We start from the raw sequence: 21,176 nt of genomic DNA on the forward strand, positions 1-21,176 counted from the left end.
CACCCCTTTCCAGCGCCAAACCCGCACCACACAAATTCAATCACTTGCGAAGCAATGTTCTACGCATGTTCCGAGGCCACTGTCCAACTTGGGTCAGGGTGCGTTTTTGTAGAATGTTTATATAGCTGAGGCAGCGCGACATGTAGTCGCGCTGCCTTGCGCAAGCTACAATTCAATCTGTGGATCGCTAGGCCGCTTATGCATGTCACTTTGCAAAAAGCTCATCACACTCTTCGTTTTATCTTCGGTGAAAAAGCTCGCATAATGCTTTTTCACCGTCATTGGGTTGTCTTGCAGAGCGTCTGCAGCCATGTCGATATTGTGGGTCTGCTTAAGAATGTGTGTCGCCGTTATATCGCGCACTGCATGCGTTCGGAAGCTACAGACTCCCACAATTCCAGAGCCGGTCACCTCATGATGAACAACATGCTTCCACGTTGCAAAATCCATGTCACGACTAATGCGTTCACCGTCAATCGGCAAACCGGAACGGGTAACCAGAAGACGATCGTGCTCTTTCACTCCGGTCATCAATAATGGTCGGGCAACACTGACGTAATCGTCAATGTAAGCCGTTTCCTCCAAAGGAAGAGCACATATGAAATCATTTTCGCCGGCAGAAGCATTGCCACCGTTCTTGAAAAATGAACCGTCCTCATTTTTGAATTCACGCGCAGGAATGCGAATAATCCATTGGTTGCCTCGCTTGTAGAACTTCGCTTTCTTACAGTTAATAGTCAGCTCTGCGACATTTCGCACTCGAAGGGCCGTATGTATCGTAATCATGATTGCCACGTACCGCCGCATGGCAATAGCACGCCTGTAAGGGCTATGGTGGCCCATCTCAAGCCGCAGTTCGTCAAGCAAATCAATCAGCACATCACGTGGACGATCCATGTCAAGAATAGGCTCAATCGCCTCAAAAGGATTTCGTGAGTTAACAAATGTGTTTTCGTAGAACGTCTTCCAGAGAAACTCATTAACTTCGCAAAGGTTCTTAGACCAGCCCTCTGGAGAATTAAGCACTTCAATCTCTTCCGCACAGAGCAGCGCTGGAATTGAAACTAAATGCGCTGCGAGATCGGGTCGATAGTGTAGCCAGCCCTTCACCACCTCTGGACGCCGGGCTTGTGTGCGCCGATCCTGCGGGACTAGCGGATTGGTCAGATGAGCAACAACGCCGATAAATGATGAAACACCGGTATGCGGTTCGTCAGCCGTCTGATCAAACTTCCACTGCAAAAACCGGCGAACGATCGGCAGACACGCAAGCAGCGCGACAGTGAGGCTTGCTTCCTCAACGCCGCACCCCCCCTCATCCGGTGATAAGGCAAGAAAGCTCATGAACTCGAGAATCCAGTTTGTATACATCTGGAATGAGGGTTCCCGCCAACGTTTCTCGCGAGGGTGAGCAGGAAACTTCGACGTCTTGTACTCGTGCAGAGCATCGAATTCATTTTGCAGGACAAGAGTAGGCTTAATGCGCCAACGCTTCCTGGCTCGATGGGCGATACGGTACTCCGTCGTGTTTGTAGCCTCTTCACGGATCGAAAGCCCCAACTTCTCACGCTCGTCTTCGGACAGGCTTGCAAAGTCTGCCGGCAGGAGCGGCGCCGCGAGTGCGCGAAGCTTGGCGGTGTCAAGAGAGGGCGGCCAGATCCGCTCTGGGAAGGCTTGACGAGTCCTATGAACAGACGTCCGCATGCGGCTGACAAGCGTGCCAACTGGCACCTCGAGAAAGCGTTCAAGATCATGAACGACCGAAACATCTTCTTTGATCGGTTCCTGATCGAGCTTCAACCAAACGGGCAGGCGTCGGGCGACATAGTCCAAACCACCTTCCTTCAACGCGTCATAAACATTCTCGAATTTCCTGACACGGAGAAGGTATGTCAAAGCTGCGTTGAAGCCGGAAGGAATGGCTGCGTCGCCGACGGGCACCATGAGCATACGCGCGTACTTCTGCCAAATGGCCATATTTGCTAGCCACCTCCGCCGGGTCTCACTGTTCTGAAAGTGAGCTTTCCCCATCGTTTCGACAAACTGCGGCAGCCGCACCATAACATCTGAACACAAATCCAGTTCGGTGAGATCGCGAAGTTTCATGAAACGACGAAGTGCGCTCTCGAACCGCTTCCAACTGATAGCGGCCTTTGCCCCAAGATCGTGTTGATACCGAACTTGGCCGAGCCGCAGCAGATCCCCGAACGTGGGCTCGGCAACGCGCGCTGGACGAAACGCATCCTTACCGATGCCGACCAGATACGCGGCTTCGTCGATCTGGCGCAGAAACTGAAGGTCCCGCTTATAGCCATAGAAGTTGATCCCTGCCTCGCGCAGGATTTCACGATAGGCAGGCTTTCCAAGCGCACGCATCGCTTCGGGTAGCGGTGCCGACTGCGATATGTACTTCTCGTTCAGAAGTGCATCGAGCTTCTGGGATTTCGCTTCCGCACGGTCCGCAAACGCACCACGCCGTGCAGGTAAGCCCATCTTCGCACAGTAGTCGACCGTCTTAACAAAGCCCAGCTCTTCAGCCAGCTTGCCAATCTGGGCCAAAAGCTCCGGCTTATACTTAAGGATCTTCTCCCGGAACCCGAGCTCCTGCTCGATCAAAGACTTATTTGGCTCCCCCGCCTTGCGTTCGCTTTCCGGCACCCCCAAGCCCAAGGAAGCCAGCTTGGTACCCCAAGCGGTAATGGCTGTGATATGGTCATCAAGACAGAGTAACTCCCGCCCCTTGTTCCGGTGCGGGGACTTCATCGGCAGGCCCATCGCCTCGCAGTATTCGCTCGTCTTCATCAAACCGAGTTCTTCAGCGACCTTATACATCCTCTGCTTAAGCTCTACCTTGAAGGCGAAAAGCCCGCTGCGAAAGCCAAGGTCCTGTTCAATCTGCTTCCAATTTGGCGCACCACGCTTGCCGGTGCTCTCCGGCACGCCCAGCCCCTTTGACGCCAAATTTTCAGCCCAATCACGGATGGCCGCTCTCGGGCCATCTAAGCACATCAACTTCCTGCCCATTTTCTGGTCAGGCTTAGATTCCTTATGTCCGAAATTATGTGCCACCGCATAATCCTTGTTTGTGTTTTGATTGCACAAAAATACTCAATCGCAAGCGTCGTGCAATCGGTTTTTTAATCTCAATACGAAATTTCCGGCTCTGAATCGCGCCTACCTTGTTGACGACGCCACTCAAGGGAAACGTATGATATAGCTGGAAAGCCCAAGAAACGAGGAATTCCGCACCTTCTCATCGGAAACGCTCCATAGGTTTGCGCCCTTGTCAAAAGCTGTAAAAATTTCACGCTTGTCCCACGGAAATTGTCAGTTCGATAAACATCGTTCGCAAGTTGCTCGCATTCTCTTTGGGTCGGAGAGCGGCCGAAAATGCTAGTAGGATAGCCTCCCTGCCCTCGTTGACTTTTGGGACACGGGGGATCAAATCGCGGCTACGAAATAGCGAGACACATTGTGGTTGCCGAAGTTTTGACCCAGACCAACCGCGACACGGCCAAGCAGAGACAAGCTGACTTGATCACTCAAGCACTTCGCGCTCGGGGCTGGAGCCAGCTCGATCTCGCAAATGCAACCGGCCTGCCGACCTACACGATAAATCGCGCAGCTCTGGGCAAAAACCTGCTAAGTGAAAAGAGCTTAGTGGCCATAGCTAAAGCGCTCAATCTAGATGCAGATGTCCTTGTCCAAAGAGACCTGCGGCCAGGAGCACAAGATCTTGCCGAAGGTTTCGCCATCGAGAAGCAATTCGACGGCCGATACCGTGTGAAGATGAACGCTATTGTGCAGCCTGGTGCTCAGTTAGTTATAGAAGCGTTAATACAGCACAACGCCGTCGTGAGTATTGCGCAACTCTCCAAGATTCTTCAAATTCTTGATAGTAGCGCTGAATGAACTTACACATGGGCTTGTGCAACGTAGCCACATTGCAAAATTTGACTGCGGCGAGACACTGCGGTGGGCTTCGTGTCAACTGAAGGGAAGGCTGGCGCGTTTCTACGTCTGTTAGATTTCTTTCCAACAGGACTCAGGCAGTTGGCGATAGGGCGTCGCATTAACCTCCGTGCGGTAGGCTTGGATGTTGACAGCATGGCTAAGCTGAGATTCGCCAAAGATTTGGCAAGCGACAAGCTTACATCCGAAAGCCTACAGGAAGTGAAAAAATTTGTCGAATTTATGCGGGATGTGTTCGACATTCATTTCGCAGATAGGGATAGTTCGACGTTAAGTCATGATGAGATTGACGAATTCGAGCGAGTTCTGCTGATTTTAAGCAGTTAGTTCATTTTTGGGGCACTATGAAATTCTATAGAGGTCTGTCTGTAGCATCTACTGAGTGTGAAGGGGTTCTGCGGCAAATACGGGAAAAGGGTATCGTCAGCAACATCTGGAACTGGCGAACAGAACACTTCAGGCCAGACGGGGGACTAATAAAGAAAATCAACCTATCTTTGGACGACACCCGCCCAAAGGAAATTTCTGGCGTCCCTGCAGCATGTGCCTGTGGCAATCTCGAGGGCGCACTTTATTACGCTTGGCGTCATAGCCGACCAACAGAGCGTTGTCCCGTTATTGTTGAGTTTGAAAGTCCGATTCACAATGTCGCGATAGACGGAAAGGACTTTCTTTATACAGTTTTCCAGTTTGGTGTTCCTGAGAAGGCAGCACCAGTCATTCGAGATATCTACGGCGAACGCGGGCTGATGTACGCGGAGCTAGCGTGGAAAAAATGCGATACACGCGCTCGAATTGCGATATGCGATTTAATGATCCATGATTCGGAGGTAATTCAAGCACACCATGCCAACAAGAATGCCATTAAGGGGCGTTACGGTATATTATTTTGCAGTGCATTTACGGTGGAAATCCCTATCCTTCCAGATAATATAATCGACGTCTATGAAGCTTTTTCGCCGCCAAATGAACCAGATAAACTTATCTGTCTTATGGACCTCATATCACTACCTAGTTTCGGGAGTTAACAATGTCTTCTTGGTAGTTAACTCACCTATTGCTGCGAACACATACGGTCGACCTGCTGCCTTTCAGCGAGCGTAAGCGGAAACGTCGATTGGCGCCGCAAAGCACGAACCCACTTCGTGGGAGAGTCGCGTGCGGAGATGTGGTGTAGTAATTCAGGGTCTTTGAGCGGGGAGAAGTAAGCAGCGCTCCCCTGCAGGTTCCTTCAACTGAGAGGAACTTGTCATGAACACCGTTTCGCCGACCGCCCCAGTCAACCCGCTTCGCCAGCGTATGCAGCATGATATGCTCATGCGAGGTTTCGGGCCGCATACTCAACAGGGGTATATTCGCCATGTCCGGCGCTTCGCCGCGTTTCTGGGCCGCCCACCCGACACCGCAACGGCCGAGGATCTGCGTCGATTTCAGCTGTCTCAACATGAGCATGGCGCAAGCGTCGCAACGATCAACTGTGCGGTGTCCGCGCTCCGGTTCCTGTACAGCGTAACACTCCGCCGGCGGGATCTTGCGCGCAGTCTCGTTCCCGTACGTCGCCCACAGACCGTTCCGCAGGTATTGACGGTTGAAGAAGCCGCGCGCCTGCTCGAGGCAGCGCCCGGTATCAAGTACAAGGCGGCGCTGGGAGTGGCCTATGGCGCGGGCCTGCGCATTTCGGAAGTGGCGCATCTCAAGCTTGATGACATCGACAGCAAGCGCATGCTGATCCGCGTCGAGCAGGGCAAAGGCCGCAAGGACCGCAATGCCATGCTCTCACCTCATCTGCTGAAACTGCTGAGGCTCTGGTGGCACGAGGGCAAGAGGCGCGGAGTCATGTTCCCGCACGGCTGGCTGTTCCCGGGACGCAGCTACACAGATCCGATCTCCTCACGGCAGCTGCATCGCGCTTTTCAGGAGGCGGCCGAGGTCGCCGGCATCAAGAAGCGAGTCAGCCCGCACACCCTGCGCCACAGTTTTGCGACCCATCTGCTTGAGCAGGATGTCGACATCCGCGTGATCCAGGTGTTGTTGGGGCACGCTAATATTGAGACCACCACAATCTATACCAAGGTATCTACCAAGACTATTCAGGCCGTGGCGAGCCCGCTCGATCGGGTCATTGCGCTGATGGAAGGCTCAGAGCGAACATCGCCGCCCGGCTGAGCCCGTGGGCTCTTCCCTCGAGGTCGCCGACATCTTTCGCAGTGCCGGCCCAAGGTACCGGGCCGACCATGCCGGACATCTGAGCCTTCATCAGCTCAAAGTCATGTCGGCTATCGAGACCTGTCGCACCGCTGCGCTTGGTGGTCATGTCGAAGCTTGCGACGACTGCGGGCACTGGCGGATCAGCTATAATAGCTGTCGCAATCGGCACTGCCCTCGCTGCCAGGGCGCTGCGGCGCGTACATGGCTGGCCGCACGCGAGGCCGATCTGCTGCCGGTTGGTTATTTCCATGTCGTCTTCACACTGCCCGGCGAGGTCGCCGACATCGCCTTTTACAACAAGGCTATAGTCTATGACCTGCTGTTCCGTGCCGCCTCCGAGACGATGCTGACCATCGCCGCTGATCCCAGGCACCTTGGCGCACGGATCGGCATCACCGCAGTCCTTCATTCCTGGGGCTCGGCGATGACTTACCATCCGCACGTTCACATGATCGTGCCGGGTGGCGGCATCGCGCTGGATGGCACGCGCTGGATATCCTCGCGCCCCGCCTTCCTCCTGCCGGTCCGGGTGCTGGGCAAGCTGTTCCGCCGCCTGTTTCTTAGTCGGCTGCTGGCGCTCTACGACGCGGGCAAGCTGTGCTTTTTTGGCAGCATGGCCCATCTATCCAACCGCGGTGCCTTCTTGAGGCACCTTGCGCCGGTCAGGAAGAAGGCATGGGTGGTCTATGCCAAGCCACCCTTCGTTGGCCCCGAGGCAGTGCTGGCTTACCTCGCACGCTACACCCACCGTGTTGCTATCTCGAACCGTCGCTTGATCACCTTCGACGAGGCCGGTGTCACCTTCCGCTTCAAAGACTATCGTCGCGACGGGCCTAGGCGTCAGAGGGTAATGACGCTCAGTGTCGACGAGTTCATTCGCCGCTTCCTGCTGCACGTCCTGCCACGCGGCTTCCACCGCATTCGCCATTATGGCCTGCTGTCGAGCGCCGCACGCAAGCAGAGTCTCGAACTTGCCCGCAGGCTGCTGGATGCCCCACTATCACTCGAAGATCCCGGACCCGATGCGCCTGTCGATACGCGTCCGCCGTGCCCATGCTGCGGTTGGCACATGACCATCATCGAGACCTTCGCGCGTTCGTGTCAGCCGCGCGCACCGCCCCAACCCTCCGCACAGATCCGGGAGTTGGCGCCATGACCCGGCATGCACCACAATGCATGATGACCGCAGTGCACACGCTGCGGTCACCGGGATCCCTCGTGCCTGGCCCCCGGCACATTGCACAGATCACCCGATATTCGGCTCCAATGGATAGCGCCGGCCCGCCGTTCGTGCCCAAGACACCCGATTACGCAAGCCTCGCCTCACGTAGCATCGACGCGCCACCCCCGTCTGAGACCATCCGAAAGCCCTTTTACCCATAGCACAGCGCACGAGGCCCGCGGGTTCCTGCCTCACAGATTTTCGTACGCAAGCGCCCGAAAACCTTAGCAATTCCGGACGTTCGAGCATCAGTTTGTCGTGATCGATTCCTGCCGTTGGTTCATTGGGCTTTTGGGAACGGTGGAGGACTTGGTGTGTGAAGGGTTTCGGGCGCTTGCGTACGAAAGCCTCCAGTGCAGGAACCCGCGGGCCCCACGCGCTGGTCTATGGGTAAAGCGACTTTGGGATGGTTCTGGAGGGTAAGCGCTTCCGCTTCGGAAGTGTACTCGCCGGCCGGATCAGCGTGATTTCGTGCAGCGTCAGACCGCGAGCGACGGCTGTTATGAAGTTCGCTTTGCCCTGGGCCCGACGTAATTCCGGGATGGGTACGCGCTGGGTCATCGGCCAATGCGCCATGAGCGTGACCGTCATGCAGGATGGGCCATGCCAGATCATGGCGCGTGTCTCTGGGCTGGGAATGCTGCGGTTGGTGGTGCGCGTGGTTGGCACCAGCGAGCGAAGGTTTCGATAATGGTCATGTGCCCGCCGCAACATGGGCATGGCGGGCGATGATCGGGCTGCTCGCCGGGTTCGGGCTCCTCGGCAGGTGCAGCGACGCCCAGCAGCCTGCGTGCAAGCGCCATGGTGTCCTTGTGCGCTGAACAGGCGAGCAGGCCATAATGCCGGATGCGGTGGAAGCCGCGCGGCAGGACGTGGATCAGGAAGCGACGGATGAACTCGTCGGTCGCCAGCGTCATGACCTGCTGGCGCTCGGCGCCATCGCGGCGATAGTCCTTGTAGCGGAACGTCACGCCGGTCTCGTCGAAGCCGATGAGCCGCCGGTTCGAGATGGCGACGCGGTGGGTGTAGCGCGAGAGATAGGCCAGCACCGCCTGCGGCCCGGCGAAGGGCGGCTTGGCATAGACCACCCAGCGCTTCTTCCGGATCGGGGACAGATGCCGCAGGAAGACCTTGCGTATCGCTAGGCCCGCCAAGGTGCTGAAGAAGACGAGCTTGCCGGCATCGAACAATGCCAACAGGCGAGTGAGGAACAGGCGGCGGAATAACGCGCCCAGCACGCGCACCGGTAACAGGAAGGCGGGGCGTGACGAGATCCACCGCGTACCGTCGGGCGCGATGCCGCCGCCAGGTACGATCATGTGCACATGCGGGTGGTGGGTCAGCGCCGATCCCCATGTGTGCAGCACGGCAGTGATCCCAACCCGCGCGCCGAGGTGCTTGGGATCGGCCGCGATGGTCAGCATCGTGTCCGCAGCGGCGCGGAACAGCAGGTCATAGACCACCGCCTTGTTCTGCCAGGCGATGTCGGCAATCTCGGCAGGCACCGTGAACACGACGTGGAAGTAGCCGACCGGCAACAGATCGGCCTCGCGCGCGGCCAGCCAGGTGCGCGCAGCAGCGCCCTGGCACTTGGGACAGTGCCGGTTGCGGCAGGAGTTGTAGGCGATCCGCCAGTGCCCGCAATCATCGCAGGCTTCGACGTGACCGCCCAGTGCGGCGGTGCGGCAGTTCTCGATCGCCGTCATGACCTTGAGCTGGCCGATGCTGAGATGCCCGGCATGGGCTGCGCGATAGGCGGGCCCGGCGCTGTGGAAGATGTCGGCGACCTCGAGTGAGGCGCGCACGGTTCAACCGGGAGGTGCCCTGCCTTCCATCACGGCAACGATCTGGTCGAGCGGGCTGGCCACCGCCCGCATGGTCTTGCTGGAAACCTGAGTATAGATCCCAGTCGTGTTGATGTTCACGTGTCCGAGCAAGACCTGGATTACGCGGATATCGACACCCTGCTCGAGCAGGTGAGTAGCGAACGAGTGGCGCAATGTGTGCGGGCTTACCCGCTTGTGGATCTCTGCGCGCTCGGCCGATTCCTGCACGACCCGGTGCAACTGGCGAGCCGAGACTGGATCCGTGCCGCTACGGCCAGGGAATAACCAACCATGCGGCAACATAACCCCGCGCCGCTTGCCTTCGCGCCACCACTGTCGAAGCAAGTCCAGCAGGTGCGTTGAGAGCATGGCGTTACGATCCTTGCGCCCCTTGCCCTGCTCGACGCGGATCAACATCCGGGTGCTGTCGATGTCATCGACCTTGAGGTGGGCGACCTCCGAGACCCGCAGGCCCGCGCCATAGGCAACGCTGAGGGCTGCCTTGTACTTTATGCCTGGCGCTGCCTCGAGCAGCCGCGCTGTCTCCTCGACGCTCAAAACCACCCGCAGCTTGGGTGTGAAGCGAACGACGACCAGCCCTAGCGCCATCTCCGGCCGCCTGAGGGTTATCCCGAAGAGGAACCGCAGTGCCGACACGGCACCATTGATCGTGGCCGGCCCCACGGCGCGCTCGTGCTGGTCGACCTGATAACGCCGGAGGTCTTCCACCGTAGCCGTGTCCGGGGGGCGGCCGAGAAACGCGGCGAAGTTCCGGACATGTCGGATATAGTCATTCTGCGTGTGCGCCCCGAAGCCACGCATCGTCATGTCCTGCAACATCCGCTCACGCAGCGAATGGGTTGGGATTGCGGTCGTGATAGTATCCATGGTGAGTCCCTTTCCGTTGAAGGAACTCCACGCTCGCCAGGCGACATCGCCGCTCGCAAAGCCTGAACAATACTACGCTACATTACCCCAAGCGACTCTCCCGCGCAGCGGGTTCGTGCTCTGGTCGCGAGCGACCGTTACGGAACCGGCAAGGCTACCGGCAATTGCCGCCTTAATAGCCGCCGTTCACCGGCTCCGAGAGCACCGTTGAAACCCGCCCTTCGTTCAGTGCGGTCATTCCTTCGAACTCCCAGCGACTCCAAGCAGCAAGTTTCGTAGCCACGGAAAGCCAGTCAGGCCCTTCCGTCAGCCCGGTGAGGCCTGGCGACGTTGAGCGTGGCCGCCCGCTGCCGGGGGATACGCCTTAGTGAGCACATCTCCAAAAAGAACAAAAAGAGATCGAATGTCATCGGCGCCTATGGCATAGCGATGATGACGGTTTGCGAATAGCTTACTGACGGGGGCATCATGGCGATCGAGTTCCAGCGTGGCGGCCGCAAGATATCCAGCGGAGACTTCTTCAAGGGCATGATGGATGATGCGCTCGACGAGGTCATGAATAGCTTTGCTGAAGAGGTGCACGGCAAGGCGGCTTCGGTCGTCGATCCAGAGACCGGTAAACACACACCGGTCTTCGTGCGACGCATCGGGAAACAGGGCTGGACCGTCTTCACCAGCGGGTCGCCTGCTTTCGCGCGGGCGCTGGAACAAAGATTGGGGCTCGACAGAGGAGAAGTCCACGGCATGAATGAACCGGCAGATCGCGAACGACTGGTCTATCTCGCACACGCATCCGAAGACAAACCCATCGTGAAGCCTCTGGCCGAAGGCTTGATGCAGCGCGGTATCGATGTTTGGTATGATAATTGGGAAATCGGATATGGCGACAGTCTGCGTCGCAAGATGGAGGAAGGCCTCGGCAACTGTACGCATTTCGTCGTCCTGCTGACCGGGACTTCGATTGCCAAGCCGTGGGTCAATGAAGAAATCGACGCCGGGCTGATGAGCGCGGTGGAAGGGACGGCGAAGTTCATCGGCCTGCGCCATGACCTGCCATTGTCGTCTGTATCGCGGTTTCTCAAGACCCGGCTCACTCCCGAATATCGCCCCGGAGAAGACGGCATCGAAGCGCTGGCTGCTGAGATTTTCGGCGTCAGCAGAAAGCCTCCGCTCGGTCAGACACCCCGCTATGTGCAACAGCACGAGTCTGGCTCCACCTGGTCATCGTCTGCGCGCGTCGTCGCAGAATTTTTCGTGCGCAACAGTGAGCAGGGCCAATCGATGGATCCGCAGGCTAATTATGCGGCGATCCAAGTGGCGACCGGACTGCCCATGCCTGATGTGCGGATCGGGGTGCTCGATCTTGTCGGCGCCGGACTTCTGGAAAAGGAAGATAATGTCGGCGGAGAATCGCATATCTGGCCGAAGGGCGACCTGTTCGCGACATTCGATGGCGTATTCATGGACTGGGATCCCGAGATTGACGCCCGTGATCTCGCGGTTCGGCTCATCAATCTCGACACCGACCAGGCCGATGCCGAGGAGGTGGATCAGGCGCTTGGCTGGGGGGCCCGCCGCTTCAACGCGGCGGCCGCCTATCTGGTCTCAGCGCGGATAGTCCAGCCCATCGAACACTCAGGCGGCAATGGCTATTGGCCTTGTGGCTTCCTGATGGGTGATGAACTACTGCGTTTCGTGAGAAGTCTCTGACGCTGCCCGCTGACGACCCAGACATTCGCGCTTCAGTTTGGGGTTACAGTTTCCTGCCGTTGGTTCATCAGGCTCTCGGGAAGGGCGAAGGACTTGGTCTGGGACTTTTCTGCCCATCCATAGCGACTCAGCGAACGGCGAGATCAGCCAGCAGCGGTCATTCGCCATCTGCCAGGACCCGACCGCAAGATAACAGGGAATGGGCCGTAAGCGGGCTAACAGCCTTCGACGACCAAATCAGAAAAGCAGACATCAAACGTGCCAGCATGACCGCGTAATGTTGCTCCAGACATCGGCCCGGATTCGCGCGCTGGTCGACCTACCTTCGATTTTTGCGCACGGCGGTAGTAGCAGAGCGTCCTCTTCTTTGCGAATGGCGTGCGGCAGGAATCACGCGCGGCCTTCCGGCTAAAAAAATTTGTGCGGCAGTTGCCGATGACGCGGCTTGGGCCGATACAGGGCGTCGACTAGCGAGGGTAGGGCAGAGGCAATGGCACGATCGCGGCGGGCGACCTTTGTGACGCAACTTCAGCTTCGCGACGTCAAATCGTTCGCCGGCGCGCAACGCCTCGACCTGACCGACGAAAAAGGAAATCCGGCGCGCTGGACATTGCTGCTCGGCGACAATGGTGTCGGCAAGACGACCTTGCTAGAATGCCTGACCCAGCTCACGCCAGTGTTCAATAGCGACACCGGCGAAGGCGAGGAAGAACCCAACCTTTACCTCCAACCCCGCATTGCCTGGGCCGAAAATGATGCCATCTTCTCGCTCCGGCGCACCGGCGCCACCGACTGCGTGGCCGGTGCGACCTTCGTTGCCGATGCGATGCTCGACCAGCATGCTGGCGTCGATAGTCTCACGACCCAAGTCACCTTTCGACACGCCGAAGGCCGCAATCTTGATCTGGTGACCTCAAGCTGGCCGGAGAGCGGCCCAATCCTCGAATCGCAGTGGGATGGCCAGACAAAATTCAAGGATCCCCTAATCCTGACCTATGGCGCCGGGCGGCACATGGGGGTCGGCAATTTCGATCTCGACGCAGTGCCCGAGAGCACGGATTCGCTACTTGAATCCGAGGCCGAGCTCTTTGACGCCGAGGAACTGCTGCTCCATCTCCATCATGCCTCGCTGCCGGATAAGGCGGTGACCGCCAAGCGCCAGAAGGAGCTGCTGGTGGAGACGATCGCCGCCTTCCTGCCCGAGGTCCGCTCAAGCAAGGATATCGTCATCCAGGGTGCGACCGCGATCGGCGAGAAGACCAGGCAAGGCGTGTTCGTCCATACCCGCGACGGCGCGGTTCCGCTCAAGCAGCTGAGTTATGGCTATCAGACGATGATGGCGTGGATCGGCGACATCGCGATGCGGCTGTTCGCGGAACATCCGACCAGCAAGGCCCCACTGCACGCTCCGGCGATCGTAGTGATCGACGAGATCGACCTGCACCTCCATCCCAAATGGCAGCGTTCAATACGTGCGCTGCTGACCGAACACTTCCCCAATGTGCAGTTCATCGCGACCGCGCACAGCCCGCTGATGGCTCAGGCGTTTCTCGACGCCAATCTCGCGGTGGTCATCCGCGAGGGCGATCATTCGATCATCGTCAACGATCCGGTCGCGATCCGCGACTGGCGCGTCGACCAGATCGTCACCTCGGACCTGTTCGGCCTGGCATCCCCCTGGCCGCCGGAGTTCGACGCGCTGCTCGCGACCCAGGCCCGACTGGCCCGCAAGGCACGGCTGAGCGCTGACGAACGCCGCGAGCTGCGCGCGATCGAAGCGCGCATGCTAGAGTTGCCGACCGAAGATGCGCCGGCCGACGACACCGCGATACGCGTCATCCGCCGCTCGGCACGGCGGTTGCTGACGGACTGAGCGATGATCCGGATCCAGCGTCCGCCCGGCTGTGTCGGCTTTGTCCCCAACGGCGAGGCCGCCACTCAGGCCCTGTATCAGGCGCGAGCGGATGACCCGCTGCTAGGCCAATCCAAGGCGCACCCGCTGGCATTCCGCAAAAGCGTCTATGGCGCCAAGCCAATCAAGGCGCGGCTGCGAGCCGCGCAGTTCGACAAATGCTGCTTCTGCGAGAACTATTTCGCCGGCAACTATCCGGGCGACGTCGAGCATTTCCGGCCAAAGGCGCGCGTGCAGCAGGCGCGCGGCGAGCCGCTCGTCTATCCGGGCTATTTCTGGCTGGCCTATCGCTGGAGCAATCTCACCTTCGCCTGCTATATGTGCAACGCCTCGGCTAAGGGCGAGCAATTTCCGGTCGCCGATCCCGTCCACCGCGCGATCGATCTGCCCGGCCGCAACCTCGAAGGCGCGCAACTGGTCGATCCATCGCGCGACGATCCACGCGAGCATATCGGTTTCAACCTGACGACCCCGGTCGCCAAGACCGAGCGCGGCGCGACGACTATACGCGTGCTCAAGCTCGACCGCGCTGATCTTGAACGCCCGAGGCTCAGCCAGATCAAACATCTCAACGCGATGCTGCGGCTGGCGGCCTTACGGGGCCGCGCCCATGCCGAGGATCGCGAGGATGCGCTCGCGCAACTCCATGCAGCACTCGAGCCGACCGCGATCTTCACATCGATGAACCGCGACTATCTTGCCGACAAAGGGTGGGCGCCGGCGATCGCGCGTAACGCCTAGTGCCCTGCCCTGACCGGCGCCCCGCAAAGTGAGCATCCCATGTTACGGCCACGCGAAACCGTCCAGAAACTGCTCTTATCGAGCCCGGCGCGCTTCATTGCGGAATATGAGACTGACGACGTCGTCCTCACCCATGCCTGGTCAGACCGCGAGCGGCATGACTCGCATTCCTCGCTCTTCCGCAGCCATTTCGTACTGTCGTTCACGACCGAGGCACAAAGCAAGGCCGCCGGGGTCGTGGTCCCGAACTATTCGCCGACCGGCGACTTCATGTGCGCGCTGATGGCGGTCCTGTTCGGCAAGCGCTTCGACCATCATGGCGCGATCGAGATGACCGGGAGCTTCTATGTTCCCAATCTCGATCGCGCGAGCGAGCCATGCGACAGGGCGCGACCCTATCACGGGTCGAAATTACGCGCCGACTATCCCGTTGCGCTTGACCTGCGCGAACTCGCACGATTTCAGCGGCTGATCGTCGAGGAGCCGGCTGATCTTAAATTGAGCGCAGCGTTCCAGACGGCTGCGATCTTCTATGCGCGCTCGCTGCGCACCGTCGGTCGCGATGCGGAGATCGCCTATCTCCATCTGGTCACGGCCTGCGAACGGCTAGCCGAGATCGCGCCGCTCGACGGCATCGAGCATGAAGCGGCGATCCGCACCGCGTTCGAGCAGATCAGGCAGCATGTTCCCAAGGGCGAGCGGATCGTGCGGCTGTTCAGCAAACGCATGCGGCAATTGCGTCGACGATTTGCCGCGCTGATCCACACCCATCTCGATCCCGGCTTTTTCGAGCGCACCGAATCGGGCGGCGGTTGGGACGCGCTCCAAGCCGCCGACTTTCCGCGTGCGGCGACCGCCGCCTATGATCTGCGAAGTCAATATGTCCACACCGGCACCAGCTTTGGCAGCTGGGTGGCGCCGCGGTTCGATAATGCCGAGCGGCAAAATGGCCGACCCTATCTGCCTGACAAGAATATGATCGACATGCTCGCGCGCGCACCGACCTTTATCGGGCTCGAACGGATCACGCGGGTCGTTCTCCTGAAATGCGCCGAGAAGCTGGGTGCCGACCTGCCCGCGCCGGCCGCGTCGCTTGCCGAAGCGGAAAAGCCCTCCAGCGATACCGCCACGGCGTCAGGCTGACTGCACCGATCTGCGGCCCTCCGCGCCAGCGACCGCAAGCCGCGCCAGCAACCCGGCCGCCAAGATGCGCCCAAATGGAGTCAAGCCAATCGATGTCGGCAGGTCCGATACCATGCTGATCTCTTCGCGGATTTCAGCCCGGCGGCGCTCGGCATAAAGGCGATCGGAAGCGCCGATCGCAGCACTATCCTGCACCGCCGCCAACCAGGCATCGATCGCGGCGAAGACATAAAGCCCGTGCAGCAGTCCCTTGGCGGGGCGCAGGCGTTGCTGCCAGGGCGAGTAGGCCGCGCCAACCGCACCGTCGGTCGCGATTGGCAGATGCCCCTCGATCAGGGTCAACTGAAGATGCATCGCCTCATGCAGCAGCGATTCAGCAAGGCGCAACGTCGCATAGCGTTCGCCCAAGGGAATCGAGACCAGCACCGAAAACGGAATATCGGGCTCGGAATGGCTGCAATCGTAGCCGGGACCGCGCGCTGCGACCGCATGAACCGAGCGGATCAGCGAAGCGACGGTATCGCGAGCACCGCCAGCCTCCAGACAGACCAGCCCCGTTGCCAGGGCCTGCGCCGCGGCGGTCGATGCGACCGCCGCGGCTTCGAAGCGCCCGGCAAAGCGCGCGGGCAAGGCTTCGAGGCACCAGTCGGCCGCCCCGGGGATGGCGATGCGCGGCCCGCCACTTGGCTCGCCCAACCATGACGCCGTCGAATAGCGCGCCCACGCTATGGTGCGCGGCTTGGCCCAGAAGCGATCTACCAGTGCGCCGGACAAACCGGCGAACCAGCACGGCTCAAGCGAAGCGATACGCGGAGCAAGCGCCGCCTCGAGGTCAAGCTCTGCCAGCGGCATGGAAGGAATAGACCAAGGTGTAGCGCACGCCGTTATGAAGGCGTGAGACGGCGTGATGCGAATCCGGGCCGATTGCGAAGCCGATCGCGCTTCCCGAGACCGGGCGGAGGATGCGGTGGATATCTTCGGCATTGTCGCTGTTGAACAGCATGAAGAACCCGCCATCCTCGTCGGCAAGTCCACGATTGAGCTGGACGGTCAGCCGGTGGGTCTCACCGCCCTCGCGCATGTCGTTATGGATGCCGATCCGCTGGCCCGGATCGAGCCGGTGCGCAACGACCTCGACATGTTCGCTCAAGGAATCGCCCAGCGTTGCTTCCATCTTGTGGCGCAGCCGGTCGAGCATTGCTGGATCGACCAGCGGGGCGAGCGCGGGCGGAAGCACGACATCGCGCAAATCGAACTCGAACTGCTCGTAGAAATCGGTTTCGACGAGGGTCCATGGCGCGTCGATCTCAAGCCATTCCAGCAACGCCGCCGCGCTCTCGGGAGCGAGGCAGCGCTCGGCCAAAAAATAGCGGAACGGCTGCTCGACGCACTCCGCAGGGTTGAGCGGCGCATAAGGGTCGTGCGTCGTAAGCATCGCCATGGGTCAGCGATTATGGCGGTGGTAGGTGCGGTTATATGCGGTCGCGTCGAACACATGCGGATCGTCTGACCGGCGCACTTCGGCGATCAGGCGCTGCAGCGCGACGCTTTGGATCGGCAGGTCAAGCTCGCTTGCCGCGCTTTCCATAGACTTCACAACGGGATCGATACGCATGCTTATTCTCCTCAGGCGGCCTGCGAGGCATTCGCGGCATCGGCCAGCGCGCGCATACGTGCAATGACCAAGCGCTGATCCGCGCAAAAAATACTTGGGTTGTCATAGCCGCGCGCGTTGCTCCATCGGTGCGCGACCATCCCGCCACCGCAGATGCCAAGGTCCGGACATGCGGCACAGACAGCGGCGTAAGGACGCTGCTGGCGATAGTAAGCAAGGAATTCGTCGCTGCCGAGGATCTCGGCGAAGCTATGCTCGAATACCGACCAGCGGTAGCCAAAGCGATCGGCCCCGCTGCCGGCGACCTTGAGGGTGTCATTCTTCTCGACGCTGCCGTCGGGCTCGATGACGAGGATGCCATAATCTGCACCGCCTACCCCTTCTTTCATCGCAAAACCGCCCAGGGTCAGACGCAGCATATCGTCAAGGAGGCGAACGCGCGGGGGAGTGGGATCGGCAAGATAAGCATCGAGCAGACCGGACAGCCAAGTCCCGAACTCGACGCTATCGGGCGCAGCCTTGCCAAAGGGAAGCGTGTCCCAATTGCCATCGCGTGGCAGCACATCGAAGCTCGGCGCGCCAGTGGTCTTCAGCGCAGCATAGACCTCGGCCGGATCGCTCTGCGGATCGATCACGGCAAGCACGCCTGCAAGCAGCGGCCGGGCGTCCTCGCGCGCCATGATCCGCGCGATGCCGGCGCTGACCTGAGCATGCGATCCCTTGCCTTGATGGTCGCGGCGGAAGCGATCATGCACCGCTTGGGGACCATCAATACTGACCGAGACCCCGACATCATAGCGCACCAAGATGTCGATGATCGCGTCGCTCAGGAGGACGCCATTAGTCTGGATGTGGATGCCGCACGGATGCGGCAGCGCCGCACGCAGCGTCTCGCAGGTTCGCTCGAGCCGACGGGCACCCAGCAGCAACGGCTCGCCGCCGTGCAGCACCACGCTGAACGGCGCCTCCTGCACTGCCAATTGCGCCGCCAGACGCGCGGCGATCTGGTCGACCACCGCATCAGACATGCGCTTGGGCTGGTCACGCCACGCCTCGTCACCCATGTGATAAACATAGCAATAGCTGCAATCGAGATTGCACCGGCTCGCGACCTTGAGAAGGACGGTGTCGAGCTGGTGAACGCCACCCCTCGCGAAGCTCACCGATTGTGCCGGTTATAGGTCCGGTTGTACGCCGCCATGACAGGCTGCGGGGCCCCGGCACGAACTTCGGCGATAACGCGCGTGAGGGCGGTGCTGCTCAACACGATATCAGTTGCGACGGATGCGCGCTTTTCGACTTGCATGACTCTAGTCCCTGACAATCCGCTCATATCCGCCACCGTAGCGGTAGCGCCCGAGCTTGACCAGAGCAGGGTTATGGGAATACGTCAAAATTTCGCGAGGTTCTTGTTTAGATGCGAATGCCTTCCTGAAATTTCAGATTAGGGGTAATAAATAAAACTATAATATTTTAAACCGAAATATAGATAATTATTAGAGCTTTTGAGTTAAATATGGAAAAATTAGTGAAAAATAAAAGTAGCTAATTTTTTGCGTACATGAGCATTATCACTATTGATGATTAATTTAGAATGATCTGTTGGCCGCGTTTCATTTTTCCTGCTGGTGGTCGGCGGTCTCCTCGGCGCACCAAGTCTCGTTTAACGGAGCTCGGGAGCGCCGCGACCGCTGCCGGACCCCGACCGACTGACGACCGCTTTAAGGCACGGCTTCGAAAACCCTGAGCGGCTGCAATGCGGGCGCATTACTGAAAGACGGCTTTAGGCTGAGTGAATAGGCTTTTAGACGGAAGCTGCCGCTTAAAACCCGATCGGCGAACGACGTAAGGTGGTCGGCAGCCACCGCTGATGCCGCCTCCTTTCAACGGCCGCTATCCCGGTTTCGCCGACCATAAGCCGCCCTTCCGGTCAGTCCGCAACCCCGGTCATTTCAGTCGAGCCTTCAGCCATCAAGGATGGGGATAGCTGAAGCGCCCCACCTTGCCATTTCACCGTTGCTGTGGAAGCCTCAAAGGTGCGTCGGTCAGTCCCGGCGCAGAGGCGTCGAAACCTCTGCTTACAAGACTCGGTCTCCAATTCTGGTGGCCGGGTGGCATGCGCGCATGTCCAGTCGGCTCTGCCGATAAAGGCGCATGCGCCTGTCTGTAAGCAGGTTTCGAACACCCGGCTTGACCGGCGCCTCTTTCGGAAAAAGGAGCGCCGGTAATGCCTTCTCAGTTTGATCTACCTGTATCAGCGGGGAGCCCGCTAGACGCGGCCAACCTCAGCCCAACCTGCCAAATTGCCCCACATTTCGCGGTGACGGGGAGGCCGTCATGAGCGAAACGATCGACCGCAAGCTTACGACTGAGCAGCTACAGCTGCTCGATGACTTCCAGCATCTCGCCATCGAGGAGTTTGGCGGCGGCAATATCCTTCCGGGCATGCTCGGTATAGGCCCGAACAGGCAATATACGGATGCAAGCACGGACCGACTGCTGACGCTCATCCAGATCCTTGAGATCTTGATCGATTTGTGGCGAGCGCTCCAAGGCCTTCCATTGGCTCATAGGCAACGCTTGCTACAAAGAGATCGCCGGAAACGATCCCTACTTTTGTCTCGAAGACGGCGACGAGAGCGCTGCCTTTGTGATGCTTGGCTGGCTGCAAATCATACAACGCTTCCGCCCTGCCGACCTGATCGCGCAAATGTTCCGGGCTTCCGCAACCTGACAACTGCAGGTGCGTCCGTGAAGTTGGACCGCTTCGTCAGACACTGCGCGCCGCCCATCGTGGCAGGATGATCGAAGCGTGCCGCAAAGGTGATTTTTGCCTTCCGAGATAGCTCGTCCCACGAGCAGATTACTTCGAAGCAGATTGGAGTGACAAATGGAAAACAAAAAGACTACGCGCCGTAAACCTCGTGCCAAAGCAGGTTTTGACAAAGAAGCGGTTCTTGAAGCTGTTGCCGCGGGCTATGCAGAAGCTTTCAGTCGGCCGCGACAAGACCCTATTGTCCACAAAAATATAACTGGCAGGCACTGTTTCCGTCCAGGCTACTGGGAGTCATGGTCATATTTCAAATTTAACGACATGGTGCTAGGCGCCTTGCAAAAGACACCTGCTGACGAATTCATTGAGCTTCTTGAAGTCCTGAAAACGGACATCCGCGAAAATGGTATCGAAACTGCAGCAAGCAACTTCGCTCACGCACTTTATCCGAAAAGCCCACTTTATCCTTGAGAAGTTAAAGGCTGAATAAGCCTTTTACACGCTCAGGGATAGCCACGAAGCCACCCTCGCAGCCTTCGAATGTTGAAGTCCGCACCGCCAAGGCTACAGACGGGCGGACTTCATAGACCTGCTATCTGTCGGTGGTCCGGCAGGCAACGCCACTGGAAAAGAAACTTGGGGTAAAGGGGTAAGCCGCCCTCGCCACTGCCATTGTGCATAGATGGTACTACTTTCTCACTCCCTTCAATGAAGTATCAGCACCAACCAGACCTGGGCCGCCCCACTGGAAAATCCTTGGCGGACAAGACTCAACACCCACAGCACCCAGTGATCGCATCACAGCCAGATCTTCGAGGATGTTGGAAGAGATATTGATGCGTACTGGCAAAGGCCAAATTTTCAGCATAATACTAAAGCTTCAAAGTCAAAAAGCAGATCTGGAGTCGCTCTTTACATGTCCGATGATTTTACCGCCACGCGCGAAACGCTTATTACCTTAACCTCTGATATTGTTGCCGCCCATGTCAGCAACAACAGCGTTGCTGTTGGCGATCTTCCTACGCTCATTTCCAAGGTCTACGGGGCCCTTGCCGGCCTTGATCAGCCGGCCGAAGTCGAAGAAGTTCGCCCGGAACCGGCAGTTTCGGTCCGCGCTTCGATCAAGCCCGACTACATCGTCTGCCTCGAAGACGGCAAGAAGCTCA

General features: G+C 58.8%; 20 protein-coding genes. 11 read left to right on the forward strand and 9 right to left on the reverse strand.

The window, feature by feature from the left end; genetic code table 11:
* Nucleotides 1-165: 165 nt before the first annotated feature.
* Complete coding sequence (locus B9A23_RS20800; RefSeq protein WP_139797619.1) at nt 166-3,069, reverse strand: hypothetical protein; 2,904 nt, start codon at nt 3,067-3,069, stop codon at nt 166-168.
* Between the two features lie 420 nt (nt 3,070-3,489).
* Between B9A23_RS20800 and B9A23_RS20805 the strand changes: the two genes are divergently transcribed.
* The 5 genes from B9A23_RS20805 (at nt 3,490) to B9A23_RS20820 (ending at nt 7,336) form a co-directional block, all read left to right on the forward strand.
* Entirely contained in the window at nt 3,490-3,912 is a 423-nt protein-coding gene (locus tag B9A23_RS20805; protein WP_176218112.1) for a helix-turn-helix domain-containing protein, read from the forward strand.
* A 63-nt stretch (nt 3,913-3,975) separates the two neighbouring features.
* The gene (locus B9A23_RS20810) at nt 3,976-4,299 is read left to right on the forward strand and encodes a hypothetical protein (RefSeq protein WP_084281251.1); all 324 of its coding nucleotides are present in this window, start codon (nt 3,976-3,978) and stop codon (nt 4,297-4,299) included.
* 17 nt (nt 4,300-4,316) lie between these two features.
* Nucleotides 4,317-5,000 carry a hypothetical protein gene (locus B9A23_RS22530; RefSeq protein WP_139797621.1) on the forward strand — a complete coding sequence of 228 codons (684 nt, stop codon included), beginning with the start codon at nt 4,317-4,319 and terminating at the stop codon, nt 4,998-5,000.
* Nucleotides 5,001-5,223: 223 nt separating this feature from the next.
* Nucleotides 5,224-6,138, forward strand: coding sequence for a tyrosine-type recombinase/integrase (locus B9A23_RS20815; RefSeq protein ID WP_084281252.1), 915 nt, complete (start codon nt 5,224-5,226; stop codon nt 6,136-6,138).
* Between the two features lie 31 nt (nt 6,139-6,169).
* Nucleotides 6,170-7,336 (forward strand): IS91 family transposase, encoded by a 1,167-nt coding sequence (locus B9A23_RS20820; protein ID WP_254895227.1) that lies wholly within the window; start codon nt 6,170-6,172, stop codon nt 7,334-7,336.
* Nucleotides 7,337-8,013: 677 nt separating this feature from the next.
* On the opposite strand, the gene B9A23_RS20825 is transcribed toward B9A23_RS20820, so the two are convergent.
* Together B9A23_RS20825 and B9A23_RS20830 are read right to left on the reverse strand one after the other, a co-directional pair.
* Entirely contained in the window at nt 8,014-9,207 is a 1,194-nt protein-coding gene (locus B9A23_RS20825) for an IS91 family transposase (protein WP_084281255.1), read from the reverse strand.
* A gap of 3 nt (nt 9,208-9,210) precedes the next feature.
* A complete protein-coding gene (locus B9A23_RS20830; RefSeq protein WP_084281257.1) occupies nt 9,211-10,116 on the reverse strand; it encodes a tyrosine-type recombinase/integrase in 906 nt (301 codons plus the stop codon).
* A gap of 468 nt (nt 10,117-10,584) precedes the next feature.
* On the opposite strand from B9A23_RS20830, the gene B9A23_RS20835 reads away from it, so the two are divergent.
* The 4 genes from B9A23_RS20835 to B9A23_RS20850 all read left to right on the forward strand — a co-directional run bounded on the left by B9A23_RS20835 (nt 10,585) and on the right by B9A23_RS20850 (nt 15,622).
* Complete coding sequence (locus tag B9A23_RS20835) at nt 10,585-11,826, forward strand: toll/interleukin-1 receptor domain-containing protein (RefSeq protein WP_084281258.1); 1,242 nt, start codon at nt 10,585-10,587, stop codon at nt 11,824-11,826.
* 490 nt (nt 11,827-12,316) lie between these two features.
* Nucleotides 12,317-13,699 carry an AAA family ATPase gene (locus B9A23_RS20840; RefSeq protein WP_084281259.1) on the forward strand — a complete coding sequence of 461 codons (1,383 nt, stop codon included), beginning with the start codon at nt 12,317-12,319 and terminating at the stop codon, nt 13,697-13,699.
* Between the two features lie 3 nt (nt 13,700-13,702).
* On the forward strand, nt 13,703-14,479 hold the full coding sequence (locus B9A23_RS23000) for an HNH endonuclease family protein (RefSeq protein ID WP_084281260.1): 777 nt from the start codon (nt 13,703-13,705) through the stop codon (nt 14,477-14,479).
* Nucleotides 14,480-14,518: 39 nt separating this feature from the next.
* Nucleotides 14,519-15,622: a HEPN domain-containing protein gene (locus tag B9A23_RS20850; RefSeq protein WP_084281262.1), complete on the forward strand. Its 1,104-nt coding sequence runs from the start codon at nt 14,519-14,521 to the stop codon at nt 15,620-15,622.
* Here the strand turns inward: B9A23_RS20850 and B9A23_RS20855 are convergent.
* The 6 genes from B9A23_RS20855 to B9A23_RS20870 all read right to left on the reverse strand — a co-directional run bounded on the left by B9A23_RS20855 (nt 15,614) and on the right by B9A23_RS20870 (nt 19,808).
* Nucleotides 15,614-16,474: an aKG-HExxH-type peptide beta-hydroxylase gene (locus B9A23_RS20855; protein WP_084281263.1), complete on the reverse strand. Its 861-nt coding sequence runs from the start codon at nt 16,472-16,474 to the stop codon at nt 15,614-15,616. The two genes, B9A23_RS20850 and B9A23_RS20855, sit on opposite strands and share 9 nt — an antisense overlap.
* A complete protein-coding gene (yhhC, locus tag B9A23_RS20860; protein ID WP_084281264.1) occupies nt 16,455-17,063 on the reverse strand; it encodes a cyclophane-containing peptide 2OG-Fe(II) oxygenase YhhC in 609 nt (202 codons plus the stop codon). The genes B9A23_RS20855 and yhhC overlap by 20 nt, the downstream gene beginning before the upstream one ends.
* 3 nt (nt 17,064-17,066) lie before the next feature.
* Nucleotides 17,067-17,237 carry a YhhA family cyclophane-containing RiPP gene (gene yhhA, locus B9A23_RS23005; protein ID WP_176218113.1) on the reverse strand — a complete coding sequence of 57 codons (171 nt, stop codon included), beginning with the start codon at nt 17,235-17,237 and terminating at the stop codon, nt 17,067-17,069.
* 11 nt (nt 17,238-17,248) lie between these two features.
* Nucleotides 17,249-18,400, reverse strand: coding sequence for a cyclophane-forming radical SAM/SPASM peptide maturase YhhB (gene yhhB / locus B9A23_RS20865; RefSeq protein ID WP_084281267.1), 1,152 nt, complete (start codon nt 18,398-18,400; stop codon nt 17,249-17,251).
* Complete coding sequence (gene yhhA, locus B9A23_RS23465) at nt 18,397-18,570, reverse strand: YhhA family cyclophane-containing RiPP (RefSeq protein ID WP_368655952.1); 174 nt, start codon at nt 18,568-18,570, stop codon at nt 18,397-18,399. The genes yhhB and yhhA (B9A23_RS23465) overlap by 4 nt, the downstream gene beginning before the upstream one ends.
* A gap of 1,043 nt (nt 18,571-19,613) precedes the next feature.
* On the reverse strand, nt 19,614-19,808 hold the full coding sequence (locus tag B9A23_RS20870) for a hypothetical protein (protein WP_084281268.1): 195 nt from the start codon (nt 19,806-19,808) through the stop codon (nt 19,614-19,616).
* Nucleotides 19,809-20,127: 319 nt separating this feature from the next.
* On the opposite strand from B9A23_RS20870, the gene B9A23_RS22540 reads away from it, so the two are divergent.
* Both B9A23_RS22540 and B9A23_RS20875 read left to right on the forward strand, forming a co-directional pair.
* Nucleotides 20,128-20,481: a hypothetical protein gene (locus B9A23_RS22540; protein WP_139797622.1), complete on the forward strand. Its 354-nt coding sequence runs from the start codon at nt 20,128-20,130 to the stop codon at nt 20,479-20,481.
* Between the two features lie 445 nt (nt 20,482-20,926).
* The coding region (locus tag B9A23_RS20875) for a Ros/MucR family transcriptional regulator (protein WP_176218114.1) at nt 20,927-21,176 on the forward strand (250 nt) is incomplete at its 3' end.

Origin of the sequence: Novosphingobium sp. B1, assembly GCF_900176395.1 — a bacterium.
Taxonomy (GTDB): Bacteria; Pseudomonadota; Alphaproteobacteria; order Sphingomonadales; family Sphingomonadaceae; genus Novosphingobium.